General features: G+C 71.7%; 21 protein-coding genes and 1 pseudogene. 21 read left to right on the plus strand and 1 reads right to left on the minus strand.

Annotated features, from left to right (window positions below; translation table 11 throughout):
- Positions 1 to 87: 87 nt before the first annotated feature.
- From ACLQ14_RS17895 to nrdH, 16 genes and pseudogenes are all read left to right on the plus strand, one after another.
- Positions 88 to 300 (plus strand): helix-turn-helix domain-containing protein, encoded by a 213-nt coding sequence (locus ACLQ14_RS17895; protein ID WP_425815519.1) that lies wholly within the window; start codon positions 88 to 90, stop codon positions 298 to 300.
- Positions 297 to 1,376 carry a transglycosylase SLT domain-containing protein gene (locus ACLQ14_RS17900; RefSeq protein ID WP_425815521.1) on the plus strand — a complete coding sequence of 360 codons (1,080 nt, stop codon included), beginning with the start codon at positions 297 to 299 and terminating at the stop codon, positions 1,374 to 1,376. Before ACLQ14_RS17895 ends, ACLQ14_RS17900 begins: the two co-directional genes overlap by 4 nt.
- A complete protein-coding gene (locus tag ACLQ14_RS17905) occupies positions 1,376 to 1,993 on the plus strand; it encodes a hypothetical protein (protein WP_425815523.1) in 618 nt (205 codons plus the stop codon). The genes ACLQ14_RS17900 and ACLQ14_RS17905 overlap by 1 nt, the downstream gene beginning before the upstream one ends.
- Before the next feature lie 161 nt (positions 1,994 to 2,154).
- Positions 2,155 to 2,424 carry an ArsR/SmtB family transcription factor gene (locus ACLQ14_RS17910; RefSeq protein ID WP_425815525.1) on the plus strand — a complete coding sequence of 90 codons (270 nt, stop codon included), beginning with the start codon at positions 2,155 to 2,157 and terminating at the stop codon, positions 2,422 to 2,424.
- 639 nt (positions 2,425 to 3,063) lie between these two features.
- Positions 3,064 to 4,809 carry a MarR family transcriptional regulator gene (locus ACLQ14_RS17915; RefSeq protein ID WP_425815527.1) on the plus strand — a complete coding sequence of 582 codons (1,746 nt, stop codon included), beginning with the start codon at positions 3,064 to 3,066 and terminating at the stop codon, positions 4,807 to 4,809.
- Positions 4,810 to 5,038: 229 nt separating this feature from the next.
- Entirely contained in the window at positions 5,039 to 5,641 is a 603-nt protein-coding gene (locus tag ACLQ14_RS17920) for a DNA-binding protein (RefSeq protein ID WP_425815529.1), read from the plus strand.
- Positions 5,642 to 5,762: 121 nt separating this feature from the next.
- Positions 5,763 to 6,593 (plus strand): ParA family protein, encoded by an 831-nt coding sequence (locus tag ACLQ14_RS17925; RefSeq protein WP_425815531.1) that lies wholly within the window; start codon positions 5,763 to 5,765, stop codon positions 6,591 to 6,593.
- A 233-nt stretch (positions 6,594 to 6,826) separates the two neighbouring features.
- Positions 6,827 to 6,952 carry a hypothetical protein gene (locus tag ACLQ14_RS17930; protein ID WP_425815533.1) on the plus strand — a complete coding sequence of 42 codons (126 nt, stop codon included), beginning with the start codon at positions 6,827 to 6,829 and terminating at the stop codon, positions 6,950 to 6,952.
- An 80-nt stretch (positions 6,953 to 7,032) separates the two neighbouring features.
- Entirely contained in the window at positions 7,033 to 7,761 is a 729-nt protein-coding gene (locus tag ACLQ14_RS17935; RefSeq protein WP_425815535.1) for a hypothetical protein, read from the plus strand.
- 242 nt (positions 7,762 to 8,003) lie between these two features.
- Positions 8,004 to 8,312, plus strand: a complete 309-nt coding sequence (locus tag ACLQ14_RS17940) for a hypothetical protein (RefSeq protein WP_425815537.1) — start codon at positions 8,004 to 8,006, stop codon at positions 8,310 to 8,312.
- 182 nt (positions 8,313 to 8,494) lie between these two features.
- Positions 8,495 to 8,773, plus strand: coding sequence for a hypothetical protein (locus ACLQ14_RS17945; protein ID WP_425815539.1), 279 nt, complete (start codon positions 8,495 to 8,497; stop codon positions 8,771 to 8,773).
- Between the two features lie 69 nt (positions 8,774 to 8,842).
- The gene (locus ACLQ14_RS17950) at positions 8,843 to 9,460 is read left to right on the plus strand and encodes a hypothetical protein (protein WP_425815541.1); all 618 of its coding nucleotides are present in this window, start codon (positions 8,843 to 8,845) and stop codon (positions 9,458 to 9,460) included.
- 127 nt (positions 9,461 to 9,587) lie between these two features.
- Positions 9,588 to 9,800 (plus strand): hypothetical protein, encoded by a 213-nt coding sequence (locus ACLQ14_RS17955; RefSeq protein WP_425815543.1) that lies wholly within the window; start codon positions 9,588 to 9,590, stop codon positions 9,798 to 9,800.
- 131 nt (positions 9,801 to 9,931) lie between these two features.
- Positions 9,932 to 10,054 carry a hypothetical protein gene (locus tag ACLQ14_RS17960; RefSeq protein WP_425815545.1) on the plus strand — a complete coding sequence of 41 codons (123 nt, stop codon included), beginning with the start codon at positions 9,932 to 9,934 and terminating at the stop codon, positions 10,052 to 10,054.
- On the plus strand, positions 10,051 to 11,184 hold the full coding sequence (locus tag ACLQ14_RS17965) for a hypothetical protein (protein WP_425815547.1): 1,134 nt from the start codon (positions 10,051 to 10,053) through the stop codon (positions 11,182 to 11,184). The genes ACLQ14_RS17960 and ACLQ14_RS17965 overlap by 4 nt, the downstream gene beginning before the upstream one ends.
- Positions 11,185 to 11,414: 230 nt before the next feature.
- Positions 11,415 to 11,646: pseudogene (gene nrdH, locus ACLQ14_RS17970) on the plus strand (glutaredoxin-like protein NrdH).
- Here nrdH and ACLQ14_RS17975 read toward each other — a convergent pair.
- Positions 11,647 to 12,117: a hypothetical protein gene (locus tag ACLQ14_RS17975; protein ID WP_425815549.1), complete on the minus strand. Its 471-nt coding sequence runs from the start codon at positions 12,115 to 12,117 to the stop codon at positions 11,647 to 11,649.
- A gap of 386 nt (positions 12,118 to 12,503) precedes the next feature.
- Here ACLQ14_RS17975 and mobF point away from each other — a divergent pair, with 386 nt between their 5' ends.
- From mobF to ACLQ14_RS18000, 5 genes are all read left to right on the plus strand, one after another.
- Positions 12,504 to 17,384 (plus strand): MobF family relaxase, encoded by a 4,881-nt coding sequence (mobF, locus tag ACLQ14_RS17980; RefSeq protein WP_425815551.1) that lies wholly within the window; start codon positions 12,504 to 12,506, stop codon positions 17,382 to 17,384.
- Positions 17,385 to 17,607: 223 nt separating this feature from the next.
- Positions 17,608 to 17,955 carry a TnpV protein gene (locus tag ACLQ14_RS17985; protein ID WP_425815553.1) on the plus strand — a complete coding sequence of 116 codons (348 nt, stop codon included), beginning with the start codon at positions 17,608 to 17,610 and terminating at the stop codon, positions 17,953 to 17,955.
- Positions 17,922 to 23,045, plus strand: coding sequence for a helicase (locus ACLQ14_RS17990; protein WP_425815555.1), 5,124 nt, complete (start codon positions 17,922 to 17,924; stop codon positions 23,043 to 23,045). Before ACLQ14_RS17985 ends, ACLQ14_RS17990 begins: the two co-directional genes overlap by 34 nt.
- A gap of 142 nt (positions 23,046 to 23,187) precedes the next feature.
- Complete coding sequence (locus ACLQ14_RS17995; RefSeq protein ID WP_425815557.1) at positions 23,188 to 23,514, plus strand: hypothetical protein; 327 nt, start codon at positions 23,188 to 23,190, stop codon at positions 23,512 to 23,514.
- The gene (locus ACLQ14_RS18000) at positions 23,511 to 25,046 is read left to right on the plus strand and encodes a hypothetical protein (RefSeq protein WP_425815559.1); all 1,536 of its coding nucleotides are present in this window, start codon (positions 23,511 to 23,513) and stop codon (positions 25,044 to 25,046) included. The genes ACLQ14_RS17995 and ACLQ14_RS18000 overlap by 4 nt, the downstream gene beginning before the upstream one ends.
- Positions 25,047 to 25,057 lie beyond the last annotated feature (11 nt).

A 25,057-nucleotide genomic window follows, 5' to 3' on the forward strand; every position in this document is an offset into this window, starting at 1 on the left:
TTGTGCTCATGGATACATTATGAACGATGCTATTCGTAATGTCAACGATACTGTGCAGACTGTCTCGCAGTGTGGGAGACTGCGAGCATGGCGACAGGGACGCGCCGCTGGCCGAGCCTCCTGACGGTGGCGCAGGCCGCGCAGATGATCGATCGAGACGAGAACACGGTGCGGATCTATCTGCGCCGGGGCGTGCTGCACGGACGCAAGTCCGCCGGCGCGTACGTGCTGGCGCGAGATGAGGTGCTCGCGGACATCAGCCGCCACGAGCGAACCCTCAAGAAGGGGACCATCGGGTGAAGGTCGTAGCAGGGGGCATCGCGGCCGTGGCCGCGGCAGGGGTCGCGTCGCTCGCGCTTGCCGTGTTCGGGGGTGACGACGGCGACACTGCCGCTGCCGCGCCCGCGTCCGGCGGGACCGGGGTCCTGAACGCCGCGGCGATCCCCCAGGCGTACCGCGACATCGTGGCCTCGGCCGGCAAGCGCTGCGCCGGGGTCAGTGGCCCTGTGCTCGCGGCCCAGGTCGAGGCCGAGAGCGGCTGGAACCCGAAGGCGCAGAGCCCCGCCGGCGCGCAGGGCATCGCGCAGTTCATGCCGGGCACCTGGACGAGCTGGGGCAAGGACTACGACGGCGACGGTGCCGCCGACGTCCTCAACGGCGTCGACGCGATCGGCTCACAGGCCGACTACATGTGTTCGCTGCGCTCATGGGTCGATGAGCAGCTCAAGGCCGACAAGATCCAGGGCGACCCCCTGCAGCTCACCCTCGCTTCGTACAACGCCGGCACCGGCAACGTCGCCAAGGCCAGCGGGGTCCCCGAGATCACCGAGACCCAGCAGTACATCACCCGGATCCTCGCCGCGATCCCCCGCTACACCAGCACCCTCGGGGACGCGCTCGTCGGGATCGCCGTCGACGCCGGCGGTGGACCGCCCGTGTCCAAGGACGGCACCTTCCGCGAGGCAATCGACGGCTCCGGACACCTGGACACCTCGAACCTCTGCCGCATTCCGTGGGCCGGCGCCGACATGTTCCTGCGCTGCGACGCCGAGCACGCGTTCGCCAAGCTCGACAAGGAGTTCCACAAGAAGTTCGGGCACGACCTCACGCTCAACGCCGCCTACCGCGACTACGCCACCCAGGTCTACCTGTATGCCACCATGCCGCCCGGTGTCGCAGCCAAGCCGGGCACCTCAAACCACGGGTGGGGCCTCGCCGTCGACCTCGGCAACGTCGGTACCGAGGGGAGCGCCACCTACGACTGGATGCTCCAGAACGCGCCGGCCTACGGCTGGTCAAAGCCCTCATGGGCGAAGATCGGCGGATCCGGGGCACACGAACCCTGGCACTGGGAATTCGTAGGGACGAAGAAGTGATGACGACCAAGACGACGATCCGCACCGCCGCCGCGGCGCTCACCATAGCGGCCGCCTACGCTCTCACCGGATGCGCTGGCGGCCCCGACGACCCCACGCCAGCGGGCACGAGCGCCTCCCCCGCCGTGGCCGCGCCGACGACGAGCCCGGGCGCCGTCGCGGCCCCAGCCGTACAGGCCAGCGTCGACGACGACGTCGCCCAGCTCTGCGCCACCTACTGGACCGCCGACACCACCACCGACAAGACACCCCAGGCCGCCGTTCGCCGCGCCGCAGCGCTCATGACGCCGCGTCTGCGCGAGGCGACCGACGTCGACCTACCCAGCGGAGGCGGTGCCGCCTGGACGCAGCTCGCCGCCCACCGCGGCCGCTACATCACGACCACTCAGGGCGCCACGGATGCGATGGCGCTGCCCGCCGACACCGACACCACCGCCAGCCGCGGCCAGATCATCACCCTGATCCCCACGGGCGTCGACGGCTGGATCGGCAAGCGCCAGGTCATCGTCGTCCAGATCGACCTCACGCGCGCTGACGCCGACTCACCGTGGCTCGTCGACCACGTCGACGCCCAACAGCCCGTGACCTCACTCGGGGACGCCTCCCCCGAGTCCTGAGTCTCTCTTCACGAATCAAGCAGCCGCCGGCCAGGCTACAGGGCGGCTAAGCGGTAGTGTGTTGGCCGTCGGCAGGGGGCCCGCCGGCTAAATCCGGCAGGATGGGCGGCATGCCACGCCTCACCCAGCCCCCAGGGATGCCAGGGGAGGTACGAGTCGCCGTGGAGACCATCGGCAACCTCGCGCGCGTCGAGATTCTCCACGCGCTGTCGGCCCAGGGCCCGCTCACGACCCCACAGATCTACGGTGAGCTCGGCGCTGCCCGGACCAACACGCTGCGCCACCTCGAGGCGCTCGAAGCGCTCGGCCTCGTCGTCGCCGACGAGCCTCCTAACCGCCGGCACGGCCGGCTCGTCACATGGGCCGTCAACCGGGCGGCCGTGAAGGCCACTGGCGAGGCTCTCATCGGCTACATGCTCGGCGAATCGTGAACCCGACACGCCGCCCCACCTGCAAGGAAGGCCATAGTCATATGGCCTATGTTGCTGGCATGGCTGGAACCACCCGCCGGAGGGGGCGTCCCCGAGGCTCAGTAGGGCCGACCGCTGATCTGTTCGCAACGGTGCGTCGGCCGACGAAGCAGTCCCTGAACGCATTCGCGGATGCGGCCGGGGTCTCGCTCGCTGCCGTCATCGACGAGCTGGTGGCTCACACGGACATCGACGGCCGCGGACTACCTGTCTGGTGGCCGGTCGAACAACAGGAGGCCCTCGACATCCCTGCATAACCGCAGAAAGTAGAGCGGCCCGGCCCCTGAGGGGGCCGGGCCTAAGTCAGAAGCTTCATCACCCTGTTTGCTTGGCGGCGGCGGAGGTGGTGAGGCCCCGATCGACGTCTCTCGACGTCTCTCTCTGGGAGCAATCATAACCACCGCTAGCGACATCGCTACCGCCGGGTACCCCGACACGCCGGGATCCGGCGACGCCAAGGCACCGCATTCTGGACACTCGACCAAATCCGGGCATGACAAGGCTGTCTCTCCGGCGCTCGTTTGCGACGTCGAGCGGGCCCGCGAGGAGTGGCGTGCGTGCGCGCAGGCGATCGCCGGCGGCGACGTCGGCGAGGGCCGGGTGCGGATCGGGCGCCGCGGCGTCGGGGGCCGGCTCGAGTACCGCAGCCGTGACGAGCGGCCGCTGACGATCGCTCTCCCGTCGTCCCCGGCGGCGGTGCGGATTTACGGCCCCGACGGCACGTGCAGCGCACTGTGCCTGGACCTCGACGTCGGGCGTGGCGGCCGCGCCCAAGTCGACGCCGACGCCGACCGCCTGGCCGTCCTCCTCGAGCGCGCCGGCGCGCGCGCCGTGACGGACCGCTCCCCCGCTGGCGGCCGCCACCTGTACGTGCCTCTGGCTCGCCCGCTCCCGTTCGACGAGGCGGTCGAGCTCGTCGAGGCCCTGGCCGCCACGGCGCCGACCCTGGACACGAGCCCGCACCTGTCCCTGATGACCGGTTGCATCCGGGTCCCCGGGGCCGTGCACAAGGCCGGCGGGCACCAGCAGCTCACGATGAGCCTCAACCTCGCCGTCGACGTGCTGCGCCGCCCCAACCCGCCCCAGGTGATCGCGGGTCTGCGCGAGGAGCTGGCCCCGCAGATCGTCGCCCGCCGCGCGCGCCGGGCCGAACTCGCGGCCGCAGCCCAGGCCGCGGAGCCCTCGGCCGCACCGGGCGCCGGCCGTGGCCTGTCGCTGAGGCTGTCGAGGATCGCCCGTGAGGGCTTCTACGATGCCACGCGGTATCGGTCGCCCTCCGAGGCTCGCCAGGCCGTTGTAGCGGGCGCCGCGGCCGCCGGGTGGCGCCTGCAGGACGTCGCCGCCCGTCTGGCCGACGGCCGCTGGCCCGGACTCGCCGCGCTCTACGCCCGCTACCGCGACCCTCACAAGGCTCTCGCCAAGGACTGGCGCAACGCGGCGACGTTCGTCGCCGCCAGCCGCGGCAAACCCCTCCCCACCAGCGGGAATGACACTGTGCACAGATCCAACACAAGCGCCCAACAGTCACAGGGGGGAGCCCGCCAGGGTCTACCGGGGCAGGGCGAGGACGAGCACGGCTTCATCCGGACATGGCGAGCGGCGGTCCGGATGACGGAGCAGCACCGCCTGCCTGGCCGGAGGTTCTACATCGCGCGGTTTTTGCTGCGTGCGATGGGGGAAGCAGCCCACGAGACCGGTAGCCGGCGCGTTGCGTTCGGGACGCGGTCCCTGGCGATCGCCACGGGAGTGGATGCCTCGACGGTCTCGGTCCTGCTGCACGAGCTCGGTCGGACCGGCTGGATTGACCGCCTCGAGGAAGGTCGCGGGGAGCACGCGGACCTCTACGAGCTGACGATCCCAGCAGACGTGCAGGAACGGGCCGCTGACCTGCGGTGGGATAAGGGCAAGGTCCACGCCCTCCGACCGGCATTCCGCGCGCTCGGACACGTCGTTGCGCTGGTGTTCGAGGCCGCCGAGACCGGTCGGGGCGACACCGTGGGCACCCTCACGGACGCGACCGGGATCTCGCGCCGCGCCGTGCACGAGGCGGTCGACGTCCTGACGGCGTGGGGGCTCCTCGAGCGCGTGAGCGCGCGCCTGGTTGCTCATCCCGAGCGGCTGCTGCGCGTCGCCGAGCAGCTCGGCGCCCAGGAGGCCGTCGTCGCACAGATCGCGAAGTATCGCGACCAGCGGCGCCGCTGGCACGAGTACCTGCGCCGGCACGACGGCGAGGCTCCCCCGACGACGCTCCACGACCCGGACGAGGCGTGGTGGTACCCGCCCGACGACGCCGCGGCGCAGGACTGGACGATCGCGAGCACCATCCGCTGGACCCCGGCCGCCTGAACCGGCTGGTCGGGTCGGCCGAGGGGCCGGTGTGGCGGATGGTTGGGTCCCCCCGGCGCCGCTTCCGGACGCCCCTTTCCACGAACGTCGAGGTCCAGGCGTCGAGATCGCCGCCTCCGGCGCGCGGCCGCGCGTACCGGTACCTCTCCCCGGCCCGCGATCCCTTGCGACAGTAGTAACATAGTAGTATTCTGGTCTTACGCGATTACGATTACGAAGAAGGAGCGCGATGGACGTCAAGACTCGGGTCTACGAGGCGGCCGACGAGCTGCTCGCCGAGACCGGCAAGCGGCCGAGCGTTGCGCTCGTCCGCGAGCGGGCCCGGTGCTCGATGGCCGACGCAAGCCGGTACGTGCGCGAGTGGTGGACCAAGGCGCAGGAGAAGGCTGCCGGCGAGCAGCCGGTGCCCGGCCTCCCCTCCCCCGTCGCCGAGGCGGCGCAGCGCTCGACCCTCGCCCTGTGGCGCGCCGCCATTGCCGCGGCCCGCGAAGAGCACGCGTCCGCGTCCGCGGCCGCGCAAGCCAGCGTCGTGGAGGCCCAGGAGGCCGCAGACGCCCTCGCCGCGCAGGTCGACGAGGCCGAGACCGCCCGCGACCAGGCCCTCGCCCAGCTCGAGGAACACCGTGCTAGGACCACGACGCAGCTCGAGGCGCTGGCCGCCGAGCGCGACCGGCTGTCTGGCGAGGTCGAGCGCGAGCGCACCGCCCGCGTGGACGCTGACCAGCGGGCAGCCGCGGCTCAGCAGGAGGCCGCCACCGCGAATGGCGTCGTAGCCGGCCTGCGCGAAGCCCTTGACGCCCTCAAGACGCCGCCCTCGCCCACGAAGCCGTAGCCAGGCAGCAAGCCCGCAGGCTCGCTGCCTAGCGCGCGCGCTAGATATATATCTATCTAGCGAGGCAGCGAGCCCGCGTGCTTGCTAGACAGGCAGATAGCGAGCGAGGAGGATGGTCGGCATGGATACGACGACAGTGGCGTCAGAGAAGGGCGGGATCGGCAAGACGACCGTGACCGTCGGGATCGCGCGCGAACTCGCGGGCAGGGGAGTGAAGGTTGGCGTTGTCGACCTCGACCCGCGAGCGACCGTGACGACGTGGCTCGACGTCGAGGTCCCGCCGGGGGAGCACGTGGGAGCGATCCTCGGGCAGGACGACGTTGCAGGCGCCGCGGCGGATCTCGCGCTCACGTCACCGTGGCACTCGGGCATCGACGTTGTGCCCGGGTCGCGGGACGTCGCAGCTCTCGAGGGCTCACCGCAGGAGTACGGAGATCTCCGCCTGCGACGCGCTATCGCAGGGTGGGACCGCGACGTCGTCCTCATCGATTCGCCGAACAGGCAGGGCGGGCTCCTGATCCGGAGTGCGCTCACGGCATCGGACCGGGTTCTGTATGCGACGACTCCCGACGAGGATGGCCGGTCGGGGGTTGAGTGGGCGCGCCGGAACACCGCGCGCTTCAAGCAGCTCTCACCGCTGAACCCTGACGTTGCCGAGGTCGGCATCATCTTGACCCGGTGGCCGGACACGATCCCCACACGGGATGCCGTGAATGCGCTCGAGGCACTCGAGGAGGACAACGCGGGCCCGACGCCAAACGACCCGGCCGCAGGCCCCGCACTGCCCGTGCTCCGGCCGCTGGTGCCGGAGCGGGTGGCCGTACGTTCCGCGCGTGCCGCGCGCGTGTGGTGGGGCGACTACACGCGCGGCGAGCTCGTCGCCGCAGCGTTCCGGGACATCGTCGACCAGGTCTGGCCGATGCACCGATCCAGCGAGGGGGAGACTCGATGAGCGACCTGCCCGAGCCGCGGCGCCGGCGCATTGCGCCACCCGTTGGTGACCCGATGGCACCCACGCCCACGACGGCCCCCGCACCCTCGGCCGAGAGGCGGTCCTCCGGCGTCACCGCGAGCACTTCCGCCGCCGGAGAAGCCGCCGAGACCCCCGCACCCGCAGGCCCACCGCCCGCCCCGCTCCCGCCCCCAGCCGGCGATGCCCAAGCCACGATCGCGACGTACATGCGGATGGCACCCGAGGTGAAGGCACAGCTCAACGAACTGCGCCGCGCGACGGGCATGACCCAGCGCGGCATCGTCGAGCACCTGATCGCCGAGGCATGGAACAGGTACCAGCAGACCGGGACCGTCTGACTGACTTGGGTTGCTTGCCTACCTTGAACACCCCACACACGAGAGCCAGCAAGACACACAAGAGCAGGGGAGAGGGCACGATGACGAGCACGACCGCCCAGGCGACCGTCACGCTGTACGAGGACGGGACCGGCGAGGTATCCGTCGGCGGCGCGGTCCAGCCGATAGCAGCCACCGACGTTCAAGCTGCACAGGCGCAGGCGATGGAACTGATCGTGGAGGCCGCGAGGAGCAAGCGCCAGCCGATCGAGTTCGTCGCGAAGTACCGAGAGCGGACCTGGCGCGTGATGGCCGGCCCCGACGGGACCGTCGTCGAGGTGAACGCCAGCACGGCGATGCCGGTGCACGCAGCGACGTCGGCGCCAGCACCCGTGACGGTCGCGCCGTCGCCGCTTGAGGCCGCCGCGACGGCCGCGGCCCCCGCCTTGCCCGCACGCCGGCCGATCCGGGTGGGGCTTGTGACCGCGACCGGGATCGCGGCGGTCGCCCTCATCGGGTGCGGTGTCCTCGCGATCGGCAGTCACAGCGCGATCGCTGACGCCCGGGATCGCGCCGACACTGCGGCCGCCGAGATCACTGACGTGCGCGCCGATCTGACTGCGCAGCTCGCGGCCGCGAAGAAGAAGGCCGCGGACGCGGTCGCGGCCCAGAAGAAGGCCGAGGGTCAGGCCGCCGCCGCACAGAAGCGGGCCACCGATGCCGCCGCGCGTCAGAAGACCGCGGAGGCCGCGCAGAAGAAGGCTGCGGCGCAGCTCGCGGCCGCGAAGAAGAAGGCCGCGTCGTCCAAGGACGACGCCAAGGGCAAGTAGCTGGCTGACCCCGGAGCGCCGGCGGGGTCTCCTAGCTCGCGTGCCGGGTCAAGTACTCGCTCGCGGCGTCGCGGAGCACCGCGGACACCGACCGGCCCTGCGCGGATACAAATTAGCCCCAGTTTCGCCGGCACGCGCGCCGTCGACGACGGCCGCCAGGTTGCATGATGGCCATGCAGGTCGTATGATGGTCATACACCGACGGGGAGATGGTCCCCGACCAGAGATCTGAGGAGCACCACATGAACGCCACGTCGCAGCGCATCGCCGGAGCCGGCAGGCAGGCGTACGGCGAGAACAACGAGTGCCGATCGTGTGGCACCCACCTGGCCGAGCCGCACGCGCCGCACGCGCCCCACTGCATCGCCGTGTGCGAGGGTTGCCAGGGTCCGCTCGACGACCACCGCGACACCCTGTGCAACTCGTGCGCCATGTTCACGTGCCGATCCTGCGGCGACGTCGAGCACCCCGTGTCCCCCAGCGAGGACGACAGTCTCTGGTGCGAGTGCGGAGCCCGGCTCGACGTCCAGCGCGACGCCCTGGCCGGCTGACCGTCGGGGGCCGGGCTTGCCGTCGGGGGCGCGGCCCCCAGCGCCGGGGTCTCGTAGCTTCGCTCCGCGCAGTCTGGGCCGGCGACTCCCCGGCCCAACCTTGCATGATCACCATGCAGGCTGTATGATGGTCATACACCGACGGGGAGATGGTCCCCGACCAGAGATCTGAGGAGCACCACATGAACGCCACGACTCCCACCCCCGAGACCACTCCCGAAACCACGGACGTGATCGCCTGCGCCCGCGCGGTGGTCGCCGGCCTCTCGATTGCGGACCTGATCGACGCCGTCGAGCGGTTCGGGGCTGAGGCCCAGGCCGACGAGGGGGCGCGGGTCATGTTCGCGGTCGCCGCCGCCGAGGCTGCCCGCCGGCTCGGCGTGAGCGCGACGGTCGCCGCGCGATCGCACCTCGGGACGGTCGAGTACCTGCGGTTCGTCGCCGCGTTCGACAACCACTGACACCCCGTGGACGGGCCAGCCGCCGCGTGCGGCTGGCCCGTCCCGGCCCAGCAGAAAGGCAGGCCCGACATGACCACCACGTCGCCCGTCGACCCCTGGTCGCCCGCGCAGAGACTCCTGGTCGACGCCCAGGACCGCCGCGACCACGCGCAGGTCGCACTCGAGCAGCTCGTGCGCGACCTCGTCGGCTCCGGGCGCCTGTCCGTGTCCGACGCCGCCCGAGCCCTCGCCGGACGCCCGGACATGACCGCACCGCCCCGACAACGCGTGCAGGCGATCCTGGGCCGCGGCCCCGACGGCGTCGCTCCGCGCCCGCCTCGCGTGCCGGCGCTGGTCTACCTGCGCGGCATGGGCGTCAAGGACGACGGCTGGACCCGCGTCCAGGAGGCCATGTGGGCGCGCGGCTGGTGGACGGTCCGCGACCGCACCGCCGCGTGGCACGCCGCCCGGTCAGGGATGGCCGACGTCGTCATGGTCGACTTCTCCTCCACCGACGGCGAGCTCACACGCCAGGACGCCGTCGTCGCGACGGTGCGCGCCCGATACGACGACGAGGGCGGAACCGAGCTCGCCCGCGTCCTCGGAGGACAGATCCCCCGCCCCGAGCGCCCCAAGGGCGACGGCGGGGGCATCGACGCGCAGGTGCTCGCACGTGAGGTCGGCCGGCTCCTCGGCAACCTCGGGTGACCTGGCCGTCCGCGCCCGACGCTTCACACTGCCGCACCACGACGGCGTGTCACTCATATACGTAAATACGTGTTTACGCTAGAGTCGAATCGCAGGACAGCACACCCGAGCCCTGAAGGGGAACGCAATGACCGACCCGCGACCCGACCCGGTCCGTCTCTCGCTCGATCTCGCCCCGCCGGCCTACCGCCAGCTCCGCGCGAACTGCGACGAGCTCGCGGTCATCCTCGGGCGCACGCGGGTGACCCAAGCCGAGGTCCTGCGAGTGCTGGTGACGCTGCTCAACGAGGACGCCGGCGTGCGCGAGGCGGTCACCACGGCTCTGCAAGCCGAGCACTAGACACAGGCTCTCGGACCGCGAGAGCCTGCACCGTCCGCAGCACGCGGACATCGACAACCGAAGAAGGCCCCGCCGGTGCTGGAACACCGACGAGGCCGAGGACCACCCCCAACGCAACTGGAGGTACTCCCATGTCCATCATTCCTGACAACGAGACCGCACACGACGACGTGCTCACCGAGGACGACTTGCAGGCCATGGACCTGTTTGCCCTGGCCGTGCTCACCGGGACCTACCGCGAGGCCGGCCGGTGAGCGCCGTCGCGACCGCCTGGCGCGCCATCCGGCGCGACGAGACCGCCCGCGAGGCGCTCGACGCCGCGACCCGGGCACGTCGGCAGGCGACCGTCGTCGCTGCTGTCGCGGCGACCGTGCCGACGATCATGGCCGCCGAGGGCATGTTGTCCCTCGCTGTCGACCTGCTCGGGTTCCCGGTCTACGTCGCCGTCGGCCTCGCGTCCTTCCTCGAGCTCGCGCTCATCGCGTCCGCGCTCCTGGCCCGGGCGGCCGCGATGGCAGGCCGCCCGGGCGGCGCGGACGCCGTCGCCGTGTGGGTCGTGTCCGCGACGTCGGGGCTTCTCGCTGGGCTCCACGAGCTCGTCGCCACCCGACCCGACGGATCGACGAGCTGGACGACGGACCCCGGCTCGTTCCTTGCCGCGGCTGTGCGCTTCGTTGCCCCGCTCGTCGCCGCGTGGCTGTGGGAGCGCGTGCTCCGCGCCGCCCGAGCCGAGCAGGCCGAACGCACCCTCGCCGAGGTGCGGCGCGACCGCCGCTACCTCGCCGTCTCCCGCGAGGCCCTCGCACTGCGCCGGCTCCGTGACGCGGGAAAGGACGAGGGCCGGCGACGCCGGCGCTCTTGGCGACGACTCGACCGCTCCTACCTCGCAGCCCTCCGAACCAGCCCGCCCGGGCCCACGCTGGCCGAAGTCCTCGCCGCCGTCGGACAGATCGACCACCTGCCCGCCGCGACCATCGTCGACCCGCTGTCCGGTGTCCGGACGGTCGCGGTGTCCGGTGCCCGCCGGGAGGGGTCCGGTGTCCGCCCTGAGATGTCCGGACAGCAGGTGTCCGGTCTCCGGGTGTCCCGCGAGGTGTCCGGACGGCCCGGCACGGGGGTGTCCGACGACGTCGAGCAGGTGTCCGGACGGGGTCGGGCCGCGGCGGCGCGCGAGGCGTCCGAACGCGTGACGTCGCCGGTCGCGTCGCAGGTGTCCGACGGCTCGGACATGCTCGCGGCCGCCGTCGAGGTCGTGCGCGCGGACCCGGAGATGTCCGGTGCGGCGCTGGCAGAGGCGCTCACGAAGCGCGGGCGCGCGGTGTCCGCACGGTCTGGGCAGCGGTGGCGGGCGAAGGCCATGGCGGCGCTGACCGCTGGCGCCTGAGCGCCCGTGCCTCGCAGTAGCCGACCAGCTGCGAGGCATGGAAATGCGGGCTCTAGAGGTGAAGAACAACGCGCCCAGAGTTGGCGCGCTAGCGGCGTGAATTGTGCCGATCGAATAGCCGCAGGTAAGGCGATGGAAGTACAAGAAGATAGCGCTGACATGTGTTGTCAGAATGGCGGCACGCGGTTAGACTGGAAGCAGAAAGAAGGCTGGCCAGCCGAGGGGGAGAAATGGCTACCGTGGTCGTTTACAGCAAGCCTGGATGCGTGCAGTGCGAGGCGACTAAGCGAGCGCTCGACAAGAAGGGAATCGGGTACGACGTCGTGGACGTCACCGTGGACCTCGAGGCCCTCGAGATGGTCCGCGAGCTGGGCTTCCTGCAGGCGCCCATCGTGGTCGCGGGGGAGCGCGTGGTCGGGCTTCCGACCCGACGAGATCAGCACCCTCGCGGCCGCCGCGTAGTTACCACAGCGACCCCTGGTCGCGGTCGACCGGCCTGAGGCCGGCGCTCATCACCTCGGTGATGTCGGCGCCGGCCTTCGCTGCGTCCCGGACCGCGCGTGCGCGGCCGCGCGCGCCGCGCCGGTCGCGCAGCGGCCCAGCCACGGTGTCCCGACGTGCGATCCACTCGCGCCGGTTCTCGCCGGCGCTCGACGCCCAGAGGTGCCCGGGGTTCTGGCAGAGCGGGTTGTCGCACCGGTGCGCGAGTACGGCCGGCAGCGTCGTGCAGCTCATCTCGAGCGCGGCCGCGTAGGCGTACCGGTGTGCGATCACGACGACGCCGTCGCGCACCCAGAACCGCCCGTGCCCCTGCCCGGAGATCGCCCCGGTCCACAGCCAGCAGTCGAGCTCGTCGACGCGGCGCACCTTGGCGTCGAACCGCGCCCGCACGTGAGGGTCGCGCGCCGCCGCGAGGAGACCGGCGTCATCCACCGCGGGACCCATCACCGGACCTAACACCGTCAGAAGCCGTGCCGTCGTCGGGCTCGACGCCGTCGGCGCCGGCCATGCCCGCGTCGGCGCCGTCGGCGCCGGCCATGCCCGCAGGATCGAGATACCGAGCAAGCCGCCGCAGTGCAGCAAGCCGAGCTCGACGACGCCCAGCCAGCACATCCGACGTCGACCCCACGCCCAGCACCCCCATCCCAACCGATCGACCAGCACGAACGTCCCTCAGCAGAACCCTAGGCGAAGCGCCACCTCATCGCCAGAGCAGAGACGATGGACACACCTCTTGCACTCCAGTGTGAGGGTCGGCGAGACTGGCCCTGTGGCCCCGCGCGGCGGGGGAGTCTTCGAGGGGGTGAGCAGCCGTGACGATGACCGTCCACGTGCTGCACGCCGGCGACGGCTACACCTACCTGACGAGGCAGGTCGCGACTCAGGACACGCCCCGCGACCCGGGGCAGACGCTGACCGACTACTACGTCCAGCAGGGCAACCCGCCGGGGCAGTGGGTGGGTGGTGGACTCGAAAAGCTCGGCGTCGCAGGCGACGTCACCGAGGCCCAGATGAAGGCTCTGTTCGGTGAGGGGCTGCACCCGGACGCGGAGAAGCTGACCGCGGCGGCGATCGCTGCCGGCGCGAGCCCGGAGGAGGCGCTCAAGGCCGTCCGGCTGGGCCGGAAGTTCCCCGAGTTCAAGGCCGGCGCCGACGACTTCCACGACGCCGTGCAGGAGGCGTACGCGACGTTCCACGCGGAGCGCGACCGGCTGCCCGAGGTCGGGGTCGAGCGCGACCTGATCCGATGGAACGTCGCGGGGGAGATGTACGCGGCAGAGCACGACGGCAAGGCGCCGACGGACGCTCAACGGGCCCGCTACCTCGCGACGCGCGGCATGGCAGACCGCCAGCCCGTCGCGGGCTACGACCTCGTATTCACGCCCGTTAAGTCAGTTTCGGTTCTGTGGGGGCTCGGGGACGAGTACACCCGACAGCAGATCACTGAGGCCCACCAGGCGGCCTGGTGCGAGGCCCTGGCGTGGATCGAGGCCGAGGGCGCGTTCACCCGCGTGGGGCAGGGCGGGGTCGCGCAGATCGACACCCACGGCCTGACCGCCGCGGCGTTCGACCACCTCGACTCGCGCACCGGGGACCCGAACCTGCACACCCACGTCGCGGTCTCCAACAAGGTGATGGGCGTGGACGGGAAATGGCGTTCCATTGACGGACGTGTTTTGCATGCCCTGGGGGTCGCGGCATCCGAGCGCTACAACACCAACATCGAAGCCGAGCTGCACGACCGGCTGGGCGTCGAATTCGTCGAGGAGACGCGTGGCGCCGGCAAGCAGGGCGTGCGTGAGATCGACGGGATCGAAAAAAGCGTGCGCGACGCATTTTCGACCCGACGCGCAGCAATTGAGGACGTGTACGAGCGCCTTTTGCGGGAATATCGCGAACAGCACGGGCGCGAGGCGCCGAGGGCGATGCAGTTCCGCCTCGCCCAGCAGGCCACGCTCGAGACCCGCGGCGCCAAGGAGGGGATCGTCTCCCTACGTGAGCGGCTCGGACAGTGGCGCGACACCGCCGCTCTGACGCTCGGCAGCACGGACGCGATCGACCGCATGACGCGCGCCGCGGTGCACCGGGCCCCGGCCGCGCGCGAGGTCGTCCCGGTCGACGAGCTCGTGCGGCAGGCGATGCGGAACCTCGCCGAGCGCCGCTCGACGTGGACCCGGTTCCACGTCGAGGCGGAGGCCAACCGGGTCGCGCGCGAGCACGCCGTCGCGCACGGCCTGGACGTGCACGACCTCGCCGACGTCATCGCGGCCGGGGTCACCACGGCGTCGGTCGACCTGACCCCTCCGGACCTCAACGAGGCACCGGAGGTGATGCGCCGCGCGGACGGCGCGTCGATCTACACCATCCACGGCACCGACCGGTACAGCAGCCTCGACGTCCTCGAGGCCGAGGACCGGCTCGTGCGCGCCGCACAGACCGACGGCGGTCTCGTCGGCGACCCCGCAGCACTCGAGCAGGCGATCAGCGCGACCCGCCTCAACGCCGGGCAGCGCGCGATGGTGGTGCAGTTCGCGCGCGGCGGGCACGTCCTCGAGACGGGGATCGGCCCGGCCGGCGCCGGCAAGACCACGGCGATGAAGGCGTACGCCGATGCCGTCCAGCGTGCCGGCGGGCGGGTTCTGGGGCTTGGGCCGTCCGCGGCCGCGGCCGCTGTCCTGGGCGCCGAGCTCGGCACCCACGCGGACACCCTGCACAAGCTCCTGGACGCACACCGGCGCGCGGAGGCGGCGGACGCGGAGATCACCGGCGAGCTGCGCGTCGACGAGCGCACCGTGCTCCTGGTCGACGAGGCCGGCATGGCCGGCACCCTCGACCTCGACGAGGTCCTGGCCCTCGCTCAGCGCCACGGCGCCACGGTCCGGTTCCTCGGCGACCCCGCCCAGCTCTCTGCGGTGTCCGCGGGCGGCGCGCTTCGTCTGATCGACCAGCAGGCCGGCACCGCGCACCTCGACGAGGTGCACCGATTCGCCGACCAGGCCCAGGCGGCAGCCTCGCTGCTCCTGCGCGAGGGCGACCACCGCGGCCTGGCCTACTACGTCGAGAACCGGCGCACCGTCGGCGGGACTCGTGACGACATGCTCGACGACGTCTACGCCGCCTGGACTGCGGACCGGGCGGCCGGGCGGACCGCGATCATGGTCGCGGCGAGCAACGCCGACGTCGACTCGCTGTCTGCCCGGGCACGTCTGGACCTGGTCACCGACGGCAAGGTCGAGGCCGACGGCGTCGAGCTGCACAACGGCACCCGGGCCGGAGCCGGTGACGTGATCGTCACCCGCCAGAACGACCGCCGCCTGCGCGGGCGCAAGTCCACCGACTTCGTGAAGAACGGCGATCTCTGGAATGTCGTTGAGCGCGGCCGCCACGGTCACCTGCGCGTCCAGCACGTCGTGACCGGGGTGCGCGTCACCCTGCCTGCCGCGTACGTGGCCGAGCACGTCGAGCTCGGGTACGCGGCCACCATCCACCGCGTGCAGGGCATGACGGTCGACACCTCGCACACGCTCGTCGAGCCGTCGACGACCCGCGAGCAGCTCTACACCGCGGTCACCCGCGGCCGTGACGCCAACCGTCTGTACGTCGTGGTCGACGAGGTCCTCGACGTCGACGTCCACGAGCAGCCCACTCCCGAGCAGGCCGTCATCCAGGTCCTGCGCGGCGTCGTCGAGCACGAGGGCGCGGAGATCTCCGCGGCCGAGACGATCGAGGCCGAGTACGACCAGGCCGCCTCGCTCGCACGCCTGGTGCCCGCGTACGAGGACGCGTACGCCCGGCTCCTCGACCCTGGCCGGGCCGAGCGGTTCGAGCAGGTCGTACGCGCCACCGTCCCGGACCTGGCCGACCAGCTTCTGGCTGACGACGCCTGGCCGGCTCTCGCGCACCGGCTCGCGCTGCACGAGGCCGCCGGCGCCGACGTCGCCGAGGTCCTCGACGCGGCCGCCGGACGTCGCGACTTCGATGACGCCCGGTCGCTCGCCCAGGTGCTCCACTACCGGGTCGGTGTCCCCGACCTGCAGGACCTCGACACCCGCGGCCTGCCGTCGTGGATCACCCCGGCCCCCGACGTCGTCATCCCGCAGAGCTACGTCGACCCGACCCTGCCGGCCGACGTCGACCCGGGCGTGTACGCCCGCGTCGTCGAGGTGAACGAGGCCGCGTGGGCGTGGTGGACCTCCCAGCGCGAGACCGAGAGTTGGGCGAGCGACTACATGACCGGCCGCGGGATCAGCGACGCCGAGTACGGCGTCGCACCCGCCGGGTGGACCGGGCTCGTCGACGCGCTCACGGATGCCGGGTACAGCCGCGAGGACATGCTCGCGGCCGGGGTCGCGACCGAGACCCGCAAGGGCAGCGTCGTCGACCGGTTCCGCGACCGGGTCGTGTTCCCGATCCGCGACGAGGCCGGCGACGTCGTCGCCGTCACCGCGCGTCTCAACCCCGCGGTGGACGACCCGAAGGCCCCGAAGTACCTCAACACCCCCGAGACGATCGCGTACCGCAAGCGCGAGATCCTGTTCGGCCTCGACCCCGTGGCCCGGGCGCGCCTGGCCGACGGTGCGCGGCCGGCGCTCGTCGAGGGCCCCACCGACGTCGCCGCAATGCGCCAGGCCGTCCCCGACGTCGTCCCGGTCGCCGCGTGCGGGACTGGGGTCACCGACCAGCACCTCGAGGCGCTGCGCCGGGCCTCCGGGCGTGACCTGTCCGACCTCGTCGTCGCGCTCGACAGTGACGCCGCCGGCTGCAAGGCCGCCGCCCGGGTCTGGACGATGCTCACCCCGACCGAGGCCGCGGCCGCGCGCGGCGTGGTCCTGCCCGACGGGGCTGACCCCGGACAGATGGTCCAGGACCACCGCGGCGCGGAGCTCGCAGACCGCGTCGACTCCGCGGCGCCGCTGACGCACATCGCTCTCGACCGCGTCGTCGAGGCCCACGACCTCGACACCATCGAGGGCCGGGTGTACGCGCTGCGCGAGGCAGCGACCACCGCTGGAGAGCACCTCGGCCGAGCCGGGATGCCTGGCGTCCACGCCTACCTCGCCGACCGGCTCGCGGACCGCCTCGACGCCGACACCATCACCGACGAGGTCATGACCGCCACCCTCGACGCACCCGAGACCCCGGTCCCGGTCGAGGTCCCGGCGTCCGAAACCGACCCCGAGGTCGCCGCATGGCTCAGCAGGCAGGCCGATCTGATGTCCCAGCGTCTCGACCGACTCGTCGACGACGTCGCCGCGATCGCGCCGGCGTGGGCGCGCGAGCACCTGACCGCGCCGCCCGCAGACGGCCCGGACCGTGACCAGTGGGACGCGGCCGTGCGCCAGATCGTCGCCTACCGCGACCGGTACGGGATCACCGGCGCCGAGGTCCTCGGCGGCGCGGAAGGCGTGCGCGGCGAGCAGGCAGCCGCCTACGGTGCCGCACGCACCGCGCTCGGCACCGTCGAAGCACGGGACGTCGACGCACCGGGATGGGGGCAACCGGGGGCCGAGCAGCCGGCCCAGGTCGGGGTGAGCTCGCGTCTCGACTCGCTCCTCGAGGGCGCACGCCGACGTCAGGAGCAGCGCACCACCGAGCGCCGGATCGACGAGATGCTCGCCGATATCCGCCGCCGCAACCAGCCGGGAGCGGACGACGCGCCCGAGGCCGGCGGGCCCACCGCCGGCGGGCCGCAGATCTAGCCGGCGAACCAACACCAGGGGGATGACGATGCACCACCACCAGCACGCCGAGGGCCGTCACGGCCGCTGCACCTACGGGGCCGACCGGCTGGCATGCTCTAGAGTCTCGCGCGAAACCGGACTGCCGAGGGGGCGTGGGTGGCGCGCAAGCGTTGGAGCAGCAACATCGATGGGCAGGGGTCGTTCGACGACTTCCTCTGGGGTGAGGCCGAAGGTGAGCGTGATGAACGGGTACGGGACGCGGGCGCAGCAGTACTGGACGGAGCACCGTCCGCAGGAGGTCGCGCAGATGACGGACCCGACGGCGTTCTTTTCGACCTTGGGGGAGGAGATCCAGGAGCGGGTCCTGTCCCTGAGCGACGCGCTGGCGGGCAGCGACCAGGTGGGGGAGACGTACCTGGAGAAGGTCGGCCGACTCAACGCGGCCCGGCTGCAGGCGGAGGAGGTCGCCCTGGACGAGCTGGTCTACAGCCAGACGCCGCAGGACGAGGACGACGAGCAGGAGCCGAGCGAGGTGGACCAGATGCTGTCGAGGACGTGGCAGCAGGTCCACGACGAGCTGGAGCAGTAGCCGGCCCCAGTGCCTACCGGCTGGACGGGATCACCCAGGAGGACCTGGCCCCGTCCGGCGCGAAGGCCAGGGTCCGCGCGAACCTGGCCGCCCTGGGCGTCCTGGCGGACCTGCGCGAGCAGGGCCGCGCCGCCACAGCGATGGAGCGGCAGATCCTCGCGAAGTGGTCCGCGTGGGGCGCGGTCCCGCAGGTCTTCGACGAACGCAACACCGAGTGGGACGACCTTCGCAGCCAGGTCCGCGCACAGCTTGACGGCGAGCAGTGGGCCGCGGCCCGGCGCACCACCATCAACGCCCACTACACCGACCCCGCCTACATCGCCCCGATGTGGGGCGCCCTCACCCGGCTCGGGTTCACGGGCGGCCGCGTCCTCGAACCGGGCTCCGGGGCAGGGACCTTCATCGGCCTCGCGCCCGCCGGCGCGCAGATGACCGGGGTCGAGCTCGACCCGATCTCCGCCGAACTGTCCGCCGCCCTGTACCCGCAGGCCGAGATCCGCGGCGAGTCGTTCGCCACCACGCGGTTCCCCACCGGGTGGTTCGACGCCGCGATCGGGAACGTGCCGTTCGCCGACGTCACCCTCCACGACCCGGTGCACAACCGAGGCCAGCACAGCATCCACAACCACTTCCTGATCAAGTCCGTGGCGATGGTCCGCCCCGGCGGCCTCGCGGTGTTCCTCACGTCCCGGTACACGATGGACGGCTCGAACCCCGCCGCCCGACGCGAGCTGAACCAGATGGCCGACCTCGTCGGCGCGATCCGCCTTCCTGGCGGAGCCCACCGCCGCGCGGCGGGCACCGACGTCGTCACCGACCTGCTGATCCTGCGCCGCCGCCTGGACGGCGAGCCCGTCCGTGACGAGACCTGGGAGACCGTCGGTGCTCACAAGGTGGACGACGTCATCGTCCACACCAACAACTACTTCCACGACCACCCCGAGAACGTGCTCGGCACCTACGAGGTCGGACACGGCATGTACGGGGAGCAGACGCTCAACGTGCGCGGCGACCTCACGAGCGCCGGCGTCGACGCCGCCGGCGCACTCGAGCGGATCACCGCCCGCGCGATCGCCGACGGCCTGGTCCAAGCCGACCGGGACGAGACCGTGACCCTGGGCCGCGAGCACGTGCGCGCAGCCGCTCCCGACGAAGCGCAGTGGGAAGGCCACCTCACCGCCGGCGACGACGGGACGTTCACGATCCTGGCGTCGGGACTCCACGAGCCCCTGACCGTGCCGCGCACCCAGACCGGCGAACTCACGGCCCTGATCGGACTACGCGACGCCGCCAAGGAGCTGCTGGGCCTCGAGGCCAGCACGCTCGAGGACACCGCGGACGTCGAGACAGCGCGGGCCACGCTCAAGACCCGGTACGAGACGTACGCCGCGACCTACGGCCCGTTGAACCGGGCGACGCTGCGCTCGACCGGTCGCGTCGACGAGGCCACCGGCGAGACCCGGATGGCGCGCGTGCGCCCACCGGTCATGCAGATCTTCCGACGCGACCCGTTCTCCCCGCTCGTGTACGCGCTGGAGAACTACGACGACGCGACCAGCAGTGCCACCCCGGCCGCGATCATGAGCCAGCGCGTCGTCGTCCCGCGCACCCCAGCGCTGGGCGCCGACACCGCCGACGAGGCCCTCGCGATCACGCTCGACTCCGTCGGCCGGGTCGACCTCGAGCGCGTCGCCCACCTGCTCGGGACCACCGAGGACGACGCCCGAGCCCAGCTCGGCCAGCTCGTCTACGACGACACCGCAACCGGCCAGCTCGTTTCGGCGCCCGAGTACCTGTCGGGGAACATCGCCATCAAGCTCGACGCCGCACGGGCCGCGGCCGCCGCGGACGACGCGTACCGCGTGAACGTGGACGCGCTCGAGGACGTGATGCCCACGCCGCTGGGCCAGGGCGAGATCGTGCCCCGGGTCGGGGCGGCATGGATCGACTCGGAGACCCATCAGCAGTTCCTGCGCGAGACCCTGGGGGACCGGTACGTCACCGTCGAGCACGGCGGCGGTTCGATGTGGGACGTCGACGGCGGCAAGTACGGCGTCGCGGCCACGAGCCAGTGGGGCACCGAGAGGGCGCCAGCCGGTGCGATCTTCAAGGCGATGCTCGAGCAGCGCGTCGTACAGGTCATGGACCAGATCGACGACCGCCGCGTCCTGAACGCCACCGAGACCGAGGCCGCACGTGCCAAGCAGACCGAGCTGCAGGAGCGGTTCGCCGACTGGGTCTGGGAAGACCCCGAGCGGGCCGACCGGCTGACCGCCGCGTACAACCGCACGTTCAACTCGATCGTTTTGCGCGACTACACGGCCGAGGGCGAGCGGCTGACCCTGCCGGGCCTGGTCCGCACGTTCACCCCGCGCCCGCATCAGCGCACGGCCGTGGCCCGAATGATCAGCGAGCCGGCCGTCGGGTTGTTCCACGAGGTCGGGGCAGGCAAGACCGCCGAGATGGTCATGGGCGCGATGGAGCTCAAACGCCTCGGCCTTGTGTCCAAGCCCGCCGTCGTCGTCCCCAACCACATGCTCGAGCAGTTCTCCCGCGAGTGGCTCCAGCTCTACCCCCAGGCGCGGCTCCTCGCGGCGTCGAGCGACGACCTGGCCCGCGACCGGCGCCGCCTGTTCGTCGCGCGCGCCGCGACCGGCGACTGGGACGCCATCGTGATGACGCGGGGAGCGTTCGAACGCGTCCCCGTCTCGGCCGCCACGCAGTCCGCGTACATGACCACCGAGCTCGACGAGCTGCGCACCCAGCTCGAGGCGATGAGCGAACGCGGCGGGCGCGGCCTGACGGTCAAGCGCCTGGAGAAGAAGATCGCCGCCGACGAGGAACGCCTCAAGGCGAAGCTCGACGGCGTCCAGGACGCCGGTCTGACCTTCGAGGAGACCGGGATCGACTACCTCATCGTCGACGAGGCCCACGAGTACAAGAACCTGCGCACCGCCTCGAACATCCCGGACGCGACGATCGAGGGGTCCAAGCGCGCAGCCGACCTGCACATGAAGCTCGAGTACCTGCGCTCGCGCCACGGCGAGCGAGTCGTGACCGTGGCGACAGCGACCCCCATCGCGAACAGCGTGACCGAGGCACACGTCATGCAGCGGTACCTGCGCCCCGACCTCCTCGCGGACGCCGGCGTGAAGGACTTCGACGCCTGGGCGGCCACGTTCGGGCAGACCGTCACCGAGATCGAGATGGGCGTGGCCGGCGGCTTCAAGCAGAAGACCCGGTTCGCGCGCTTCCAGAACGTCCCGGAGATGCTGCGCATGTGGCACACCTCCGCGGACGTACGCACCGCCGAGGACCTGCAGCTGCCCGCCCCGGACCTCGCGCTGCGGCCCGACGGGCAGCGTGGCGCGACGAACGTGGTGCTCGACCCCTCGCCCCAGCTCGTGTCCTACGTTGAGCACCTGGGTGAGCGCGCCGACCTGGTCCGGGCCCGCGCGGTCGACGTCAGCACCGACAACATGCTCCTGATCTCGTCCGACGGCCGGAAGGCCGCGCTCGACATGCGGCTGACCGGCGCACCCCGCTCACCGGGGAACAAGATCGAGGCCGCGGCGACCAAGATCGCCGCGATCTGGCGGCAGAACGCCGACCGCGTCTACCTCGACCCCGCGACCGGGGAGCCGGCCGCGCTACCCGGCGCCCTGCAGATCGTGTTCAGCGACCTCGGGACCCCGCGCGAGGGCTGGAACGTCTACGACGAGCTGCGCGACCAGCTCGTGGGGCACGGGCTGACCCGGTCGTCGGTCCGGTTCATCCACGAGGCCAAGAACGACGTCGAGAAGGGCCGGCTGTTCGCTGCGTGCCGCAGCGGGCAGGTATCCGTCCTGGTCGGGTCGACAGCGAAGATGGGCGTCGGGACCAACATCCAAGACCGCGCGATCGCGCTGCACCACCTCGACTGCCCCTGGCGGCCCGCCGACCTCCAACAACGCGACGGGCGCATCCTGCGCCAGGGCAACCAGAACCCCGAGGTGCAGATCTACCGGTGGGTCGTCGAGCGCTCGTTTGATGCGTACTCCTGGCAGACTGTGGAGCGGAAGGCGAAGTTCATCGCGCAGATCATGCGCGGGCGCCTCGACGTGCGCGAGATCGAGGACATCGGCGAGACCGCGCTGTCGTTCGGGGAGGTCAAGGCCCTGTCGTCCGGGGACCCGCTCGTCATGGAACGCGAGCAGGCCGCGGCCGACGTCCTGCGCCTGGAGCGCCTCGAGCGGGCCTGGCACCAACAGCGAGCCGGCCTGAACCGGACGATCCTCGGCAGCCAGGCGACCGTCGCCACCGCCGACCGGGACATCCCGCTGCTCGAGCGCGCCGTCGCCGCCACCCATGACACCGCCGGCGACGCGTTCACGATGAGCGTTGCCGGAGCCCCCGCGGTCCAGGCCCGCTCGGACGCCGGCACCCAGATCAGCACCTGGGTCCGCTCGCGTGCCCACACGCTGCTGAGCGCCCGGCGCGACGCCGACGTCCCGATGGGCGACCTCGCGAGCATCGGCGGCCACACGATCACCGCGGCCGCCCGTGGCGCGAGCCTCGGCCGGCCCGCCGCCCTCATGCTCTCCATCAAGGACGCCCCCGGCACGACCTGGGCCATCCCCGTCGACGACCTCGACCCCAGCGGGGTAGGGATCGTTCGACAGATCGAGAACCGCCTGCAGAAGATGCCGGCGGACCTTGCCGGCCGGCGCGACGAACGCGAGCGCGCAGCTCACTCGCTGGACGCGGCCAGGGCGGGTCTCGATGAGCCGTTCAAGCACGCGGACGCGCTCGTCGACGCACGCGGCCGGCTCACCGACATCGAGACGCAGATGCAGGCCGTCGCGCCGCAGGACAACAACGTGGCCGAACCCGCAGCCCCAACCGGCGCCCCGCAGGACGACGCCGACCCTGCACCGTCGGAACCCACGGGGGTCGACGACCTCATGCGCGCCAGCGAACGCGACCACCAGCGCCGCCGGGCCGGCCGCCACGTCGATCGGATGCTCGCCGAGATCCGCGGGCGCAGCCAGCCAGGAACGGACGGTGAGCCTCTGCCCGGCGGGCCCACCGCCGGGGGACCGCAGATCTAGCGGGGGACAGCCCCGTAGGCATGGCCCGCGCGCTTGTCCACACCCGCATGCTCGGGGACGGCGAGCCGCTCGCCTACCGTGCTGGACTGTGGCCAGGTCGCCACCCACGACGACCAGGACCATCACACGCAGGAGGAAGACCGTGGACGAACAGCACCTGGACCTGTACCGCACCGCGAGGTCGAACCTCGCTGCCCTCGACGACACGCTCCCAGCAGCCAGCCTCGTCGACTACAGCAGCGTGCTCCTCGAGCTCGACGACCTCCACGGCGACCAGCGCTTCCCCGCAACGGTCCCCGTGGAGGTCGTCGACCGCGAGAGCATGTTCACCACCGCCCGGGACGCGATGGATCAGCTCGGCGACTACGGCGTGGATCTGCTCGGCCTCGAGCTCTGCATCGCGGCCCTCGAGTCCGCTTGGGAGACCGACAAGGCAACCGGCGGCCGCGGACGGGCCGAGATCGCATGACCTACGGGGAGGTCACCCGCGAACTTCACGACGCCCTCGGTTGGCTCCTGCGCCGCACCCGGCACCAGAACTACATGGGGGGCCCGGACAGATATCGCCCCGGCGGCGTCCTGTCCGTCGATGAGCGGACAGCGATCAGCGAGCAGATGATGCGGTACCGCGCCGTCGTTCTGCGATACGGCTCCGACGTCCTCGACCTTGCAACCGGCATCGACTCGCTGAGGCACAGCAGAGGCAAGGAGGTCGCCGTGGAGCGGGTCCGCGCGTGGCGACCGGTTACGCAGCTGCAGGGCGCCTACGAGCGCACCTTCCGGTACATGGCCGACAGACCCGACGGCGCGCTGCCCACCGCGGAGGAGATGGCCACCCCACAGTCGGAAGTCTTACCCGAGGCGTGGCGTCAGGCCGCTGTGGCCGCCATGCGAGGACGAGAGCGGGACCTCCCGGGCGCCGGGAGCTGGTCGATCGGCGAGCGGGTGGCGGCAATCGGTGACGCCGCCCAGACGGCCCGGGCGTTGATTATCCTCGACCGCAGGTACGCCTCTCGTAGCACAATCGGAGACACCACCTACTCGACGCCCGGCTGGGTTCGGCTGCCCAACGACGTCACGCTCAACCACGCGGCCGACGCCTGCGCATCGTGGGCCAGGACGGTAGCGACTCGACCCGACTTCCGCGTCGATCAGAGCGGATACACCCCGCCTCCGCGCGCGACGGCCGAGCAGTACCTGCCCGGCGCGACCGGCGCTGCCGCTGCCCTGCACAACGCAGCAGCTCGCCTCGACGAGCCGCTCCATGCACGGGCCCTGCGTTCGATGGTCCACGCCCAGCGCTACATCGCCGCGCACGCCGTGCGCCTCGCGGGCGCCGGCAGTGGCTCCCACCTGCCCGAGCTCACGCAGCGCGCCGCGGGGTACGAGGCACTCGACCGCGTCGTCCGAAACATCGCAGGCACTGCCGGCGAGGGCAGCCCCGCCCTTCCAGACGTCGCCGAGTCACTGCAGATCATCTCGACAACACCCACTGCCGATCCCCGCGAGCTTGCCGAACTCACCGCCGCCGGGCGCACGTTCGACGGCAAGTTCGAAGGCGCTCTGCGCCGCGGCATCCGCGCTGGCCACTACCTCCGACCCACAGGGACCAAGCAGCTCGCGGCGGCGAGCCCTGGGGGCGTTCGTCAGGCGACCGAGGTCTACACGACAGTCGACCAGCTACGCATGCCCGAGCTGTACGAAGCCCTCGCGACCCTGCCACGCCCGGCGACCGACGACGGCGCGTCCATCCACGCAGCCGGCGCGGCAGCACGCGAGGAGTTCGCAGCGGACATCGCGGTACGGCTGCCAGGGTGGGATAGGCAGGACCGTCCGGCCAAGAGGGACGCGGGGCCGATCAGCGCCCAGCTCGACGAACTCGTCCGGGAGAAGCGTCTGCTGTCAGCGCGGACCAGAAAGCGCGACTCGCGACAGAGACTGGCGACGCCCGACGACCCTCCGACGCCAACCGGCCCCGGACCGCAGGGGCCGCAGATCTAGACCTCAGCACG

The organism is Luteimicrobium sp. DT211 (assembly GCF_049844995.1).
Taxonomy (GTDB): domain Bacteria; phylum Actinomycetota; class Actinomycetes; order Actinomycetales; family Cellulomonadaceae; genus Luteimicrobium.

Excerpts from the sequence above, each read along its gene's own strand:
- ACLQ14_RS17950 (WP_425815541.1), top strand. The coding sequence starts at position 8,843 with ATGACCACCACGTCGCCCGTCGACCCCTGGTCGCCCGCGCAGAGACTC.
- ACLQ14_RS18000 (WP_425815559.1), top strand. The coding sequence starts at position 23,511 with ATGACCTACGGGGAGGTCACCCGCGAACTTCACGACGCCCTCGGTTGG.
- ACLQ14_RS17955 (WP_425815543.1), top strand. The coding sequence starts at position 9,588 with ATGACCGACCCGCGACCCGACCCGGTCCGTCTCTCGCTCGATCTCGCC.
- ACLQ14_RS17920 (WP_425815529.1), top strand. The coding sequence starts at position 5,039 with ATGGACGTCAAGACTCGGGTCTACGAGGCGGCCGACGAGCTGCTCGCC.
- ACLQ14_RS17905 (WP_425815523.1), top strand. The coding sequence starts at position 1,376 with ATGACGACCAAGACGACGATCCGCACCGCCGCCGCGGCGCTCACCATA.
- ACLQ14_RS17930 (WP_425815533.1), top strand. The coding sequence starts at position 6,827 with ATGGCACCCGAGGTGAAGGCACAGCTCAACGAACTGCGCCGCGCGACG.
- ACLQ14_RS17945 (WP_425815539.1), top strand. The coding sequence starts at position 8,495 with ATGAACGCCACGACTCCCACCCCCGAGACCACTCCCGAAACCACGGAC.
- ACLQ14_RS17985 (WP_425815553.1), top strand. The coding sequence starts at position 17,608 with ATGAACGGGTACGGGACGCGGGCGCAGCAGTACTGGACGGAGCACCGT.
- ACLQ14_RS17940 (WP_425815537.1), top strand. The coding sequence starts at position 8,004 with ATGAACGCCACGTCGCAGCGCATCGCCGGAGCCGGCAGGCAGGCGTAC.
- ACLQ14_RS17925 (WP_425815531.1), top strand. The coding sequence starts at position 5,763 with ATGGATACGACGACAGTGGCGTCAGAGAAGGGCGGGATCGGCAAGACG.
- ACLQ14_RS17895 (WP_425815519.1), top strand. The coding sequence starts at position 88 with ATGGCGACAGGGACGCGCCGCTGGCCGAGCCTCCTGACGGTGGCGCAG.
- ACLQ14_RS17960 (WP_425815545.1), top strand. The coding sequence starts at position 9,932 with ATGTCCATCATTCCTGACAACGAGACCGCACACGACGACGTGCTCACC.
- mobF (WP_425815551.1), top strand. The coding sequence starts at position 12,504 with ATGACCGTCCACGTGCTGCACGCCGGCGACGGCTACACCTACCTGACG.
- ACLQ14_RS17935 (WP_425815535.1), top strand. The coding sequence starts at position 7,033 with ATGACGAGCACGACCGCCCAGGCGACCGTCACGCTGTACGAGGACGGG.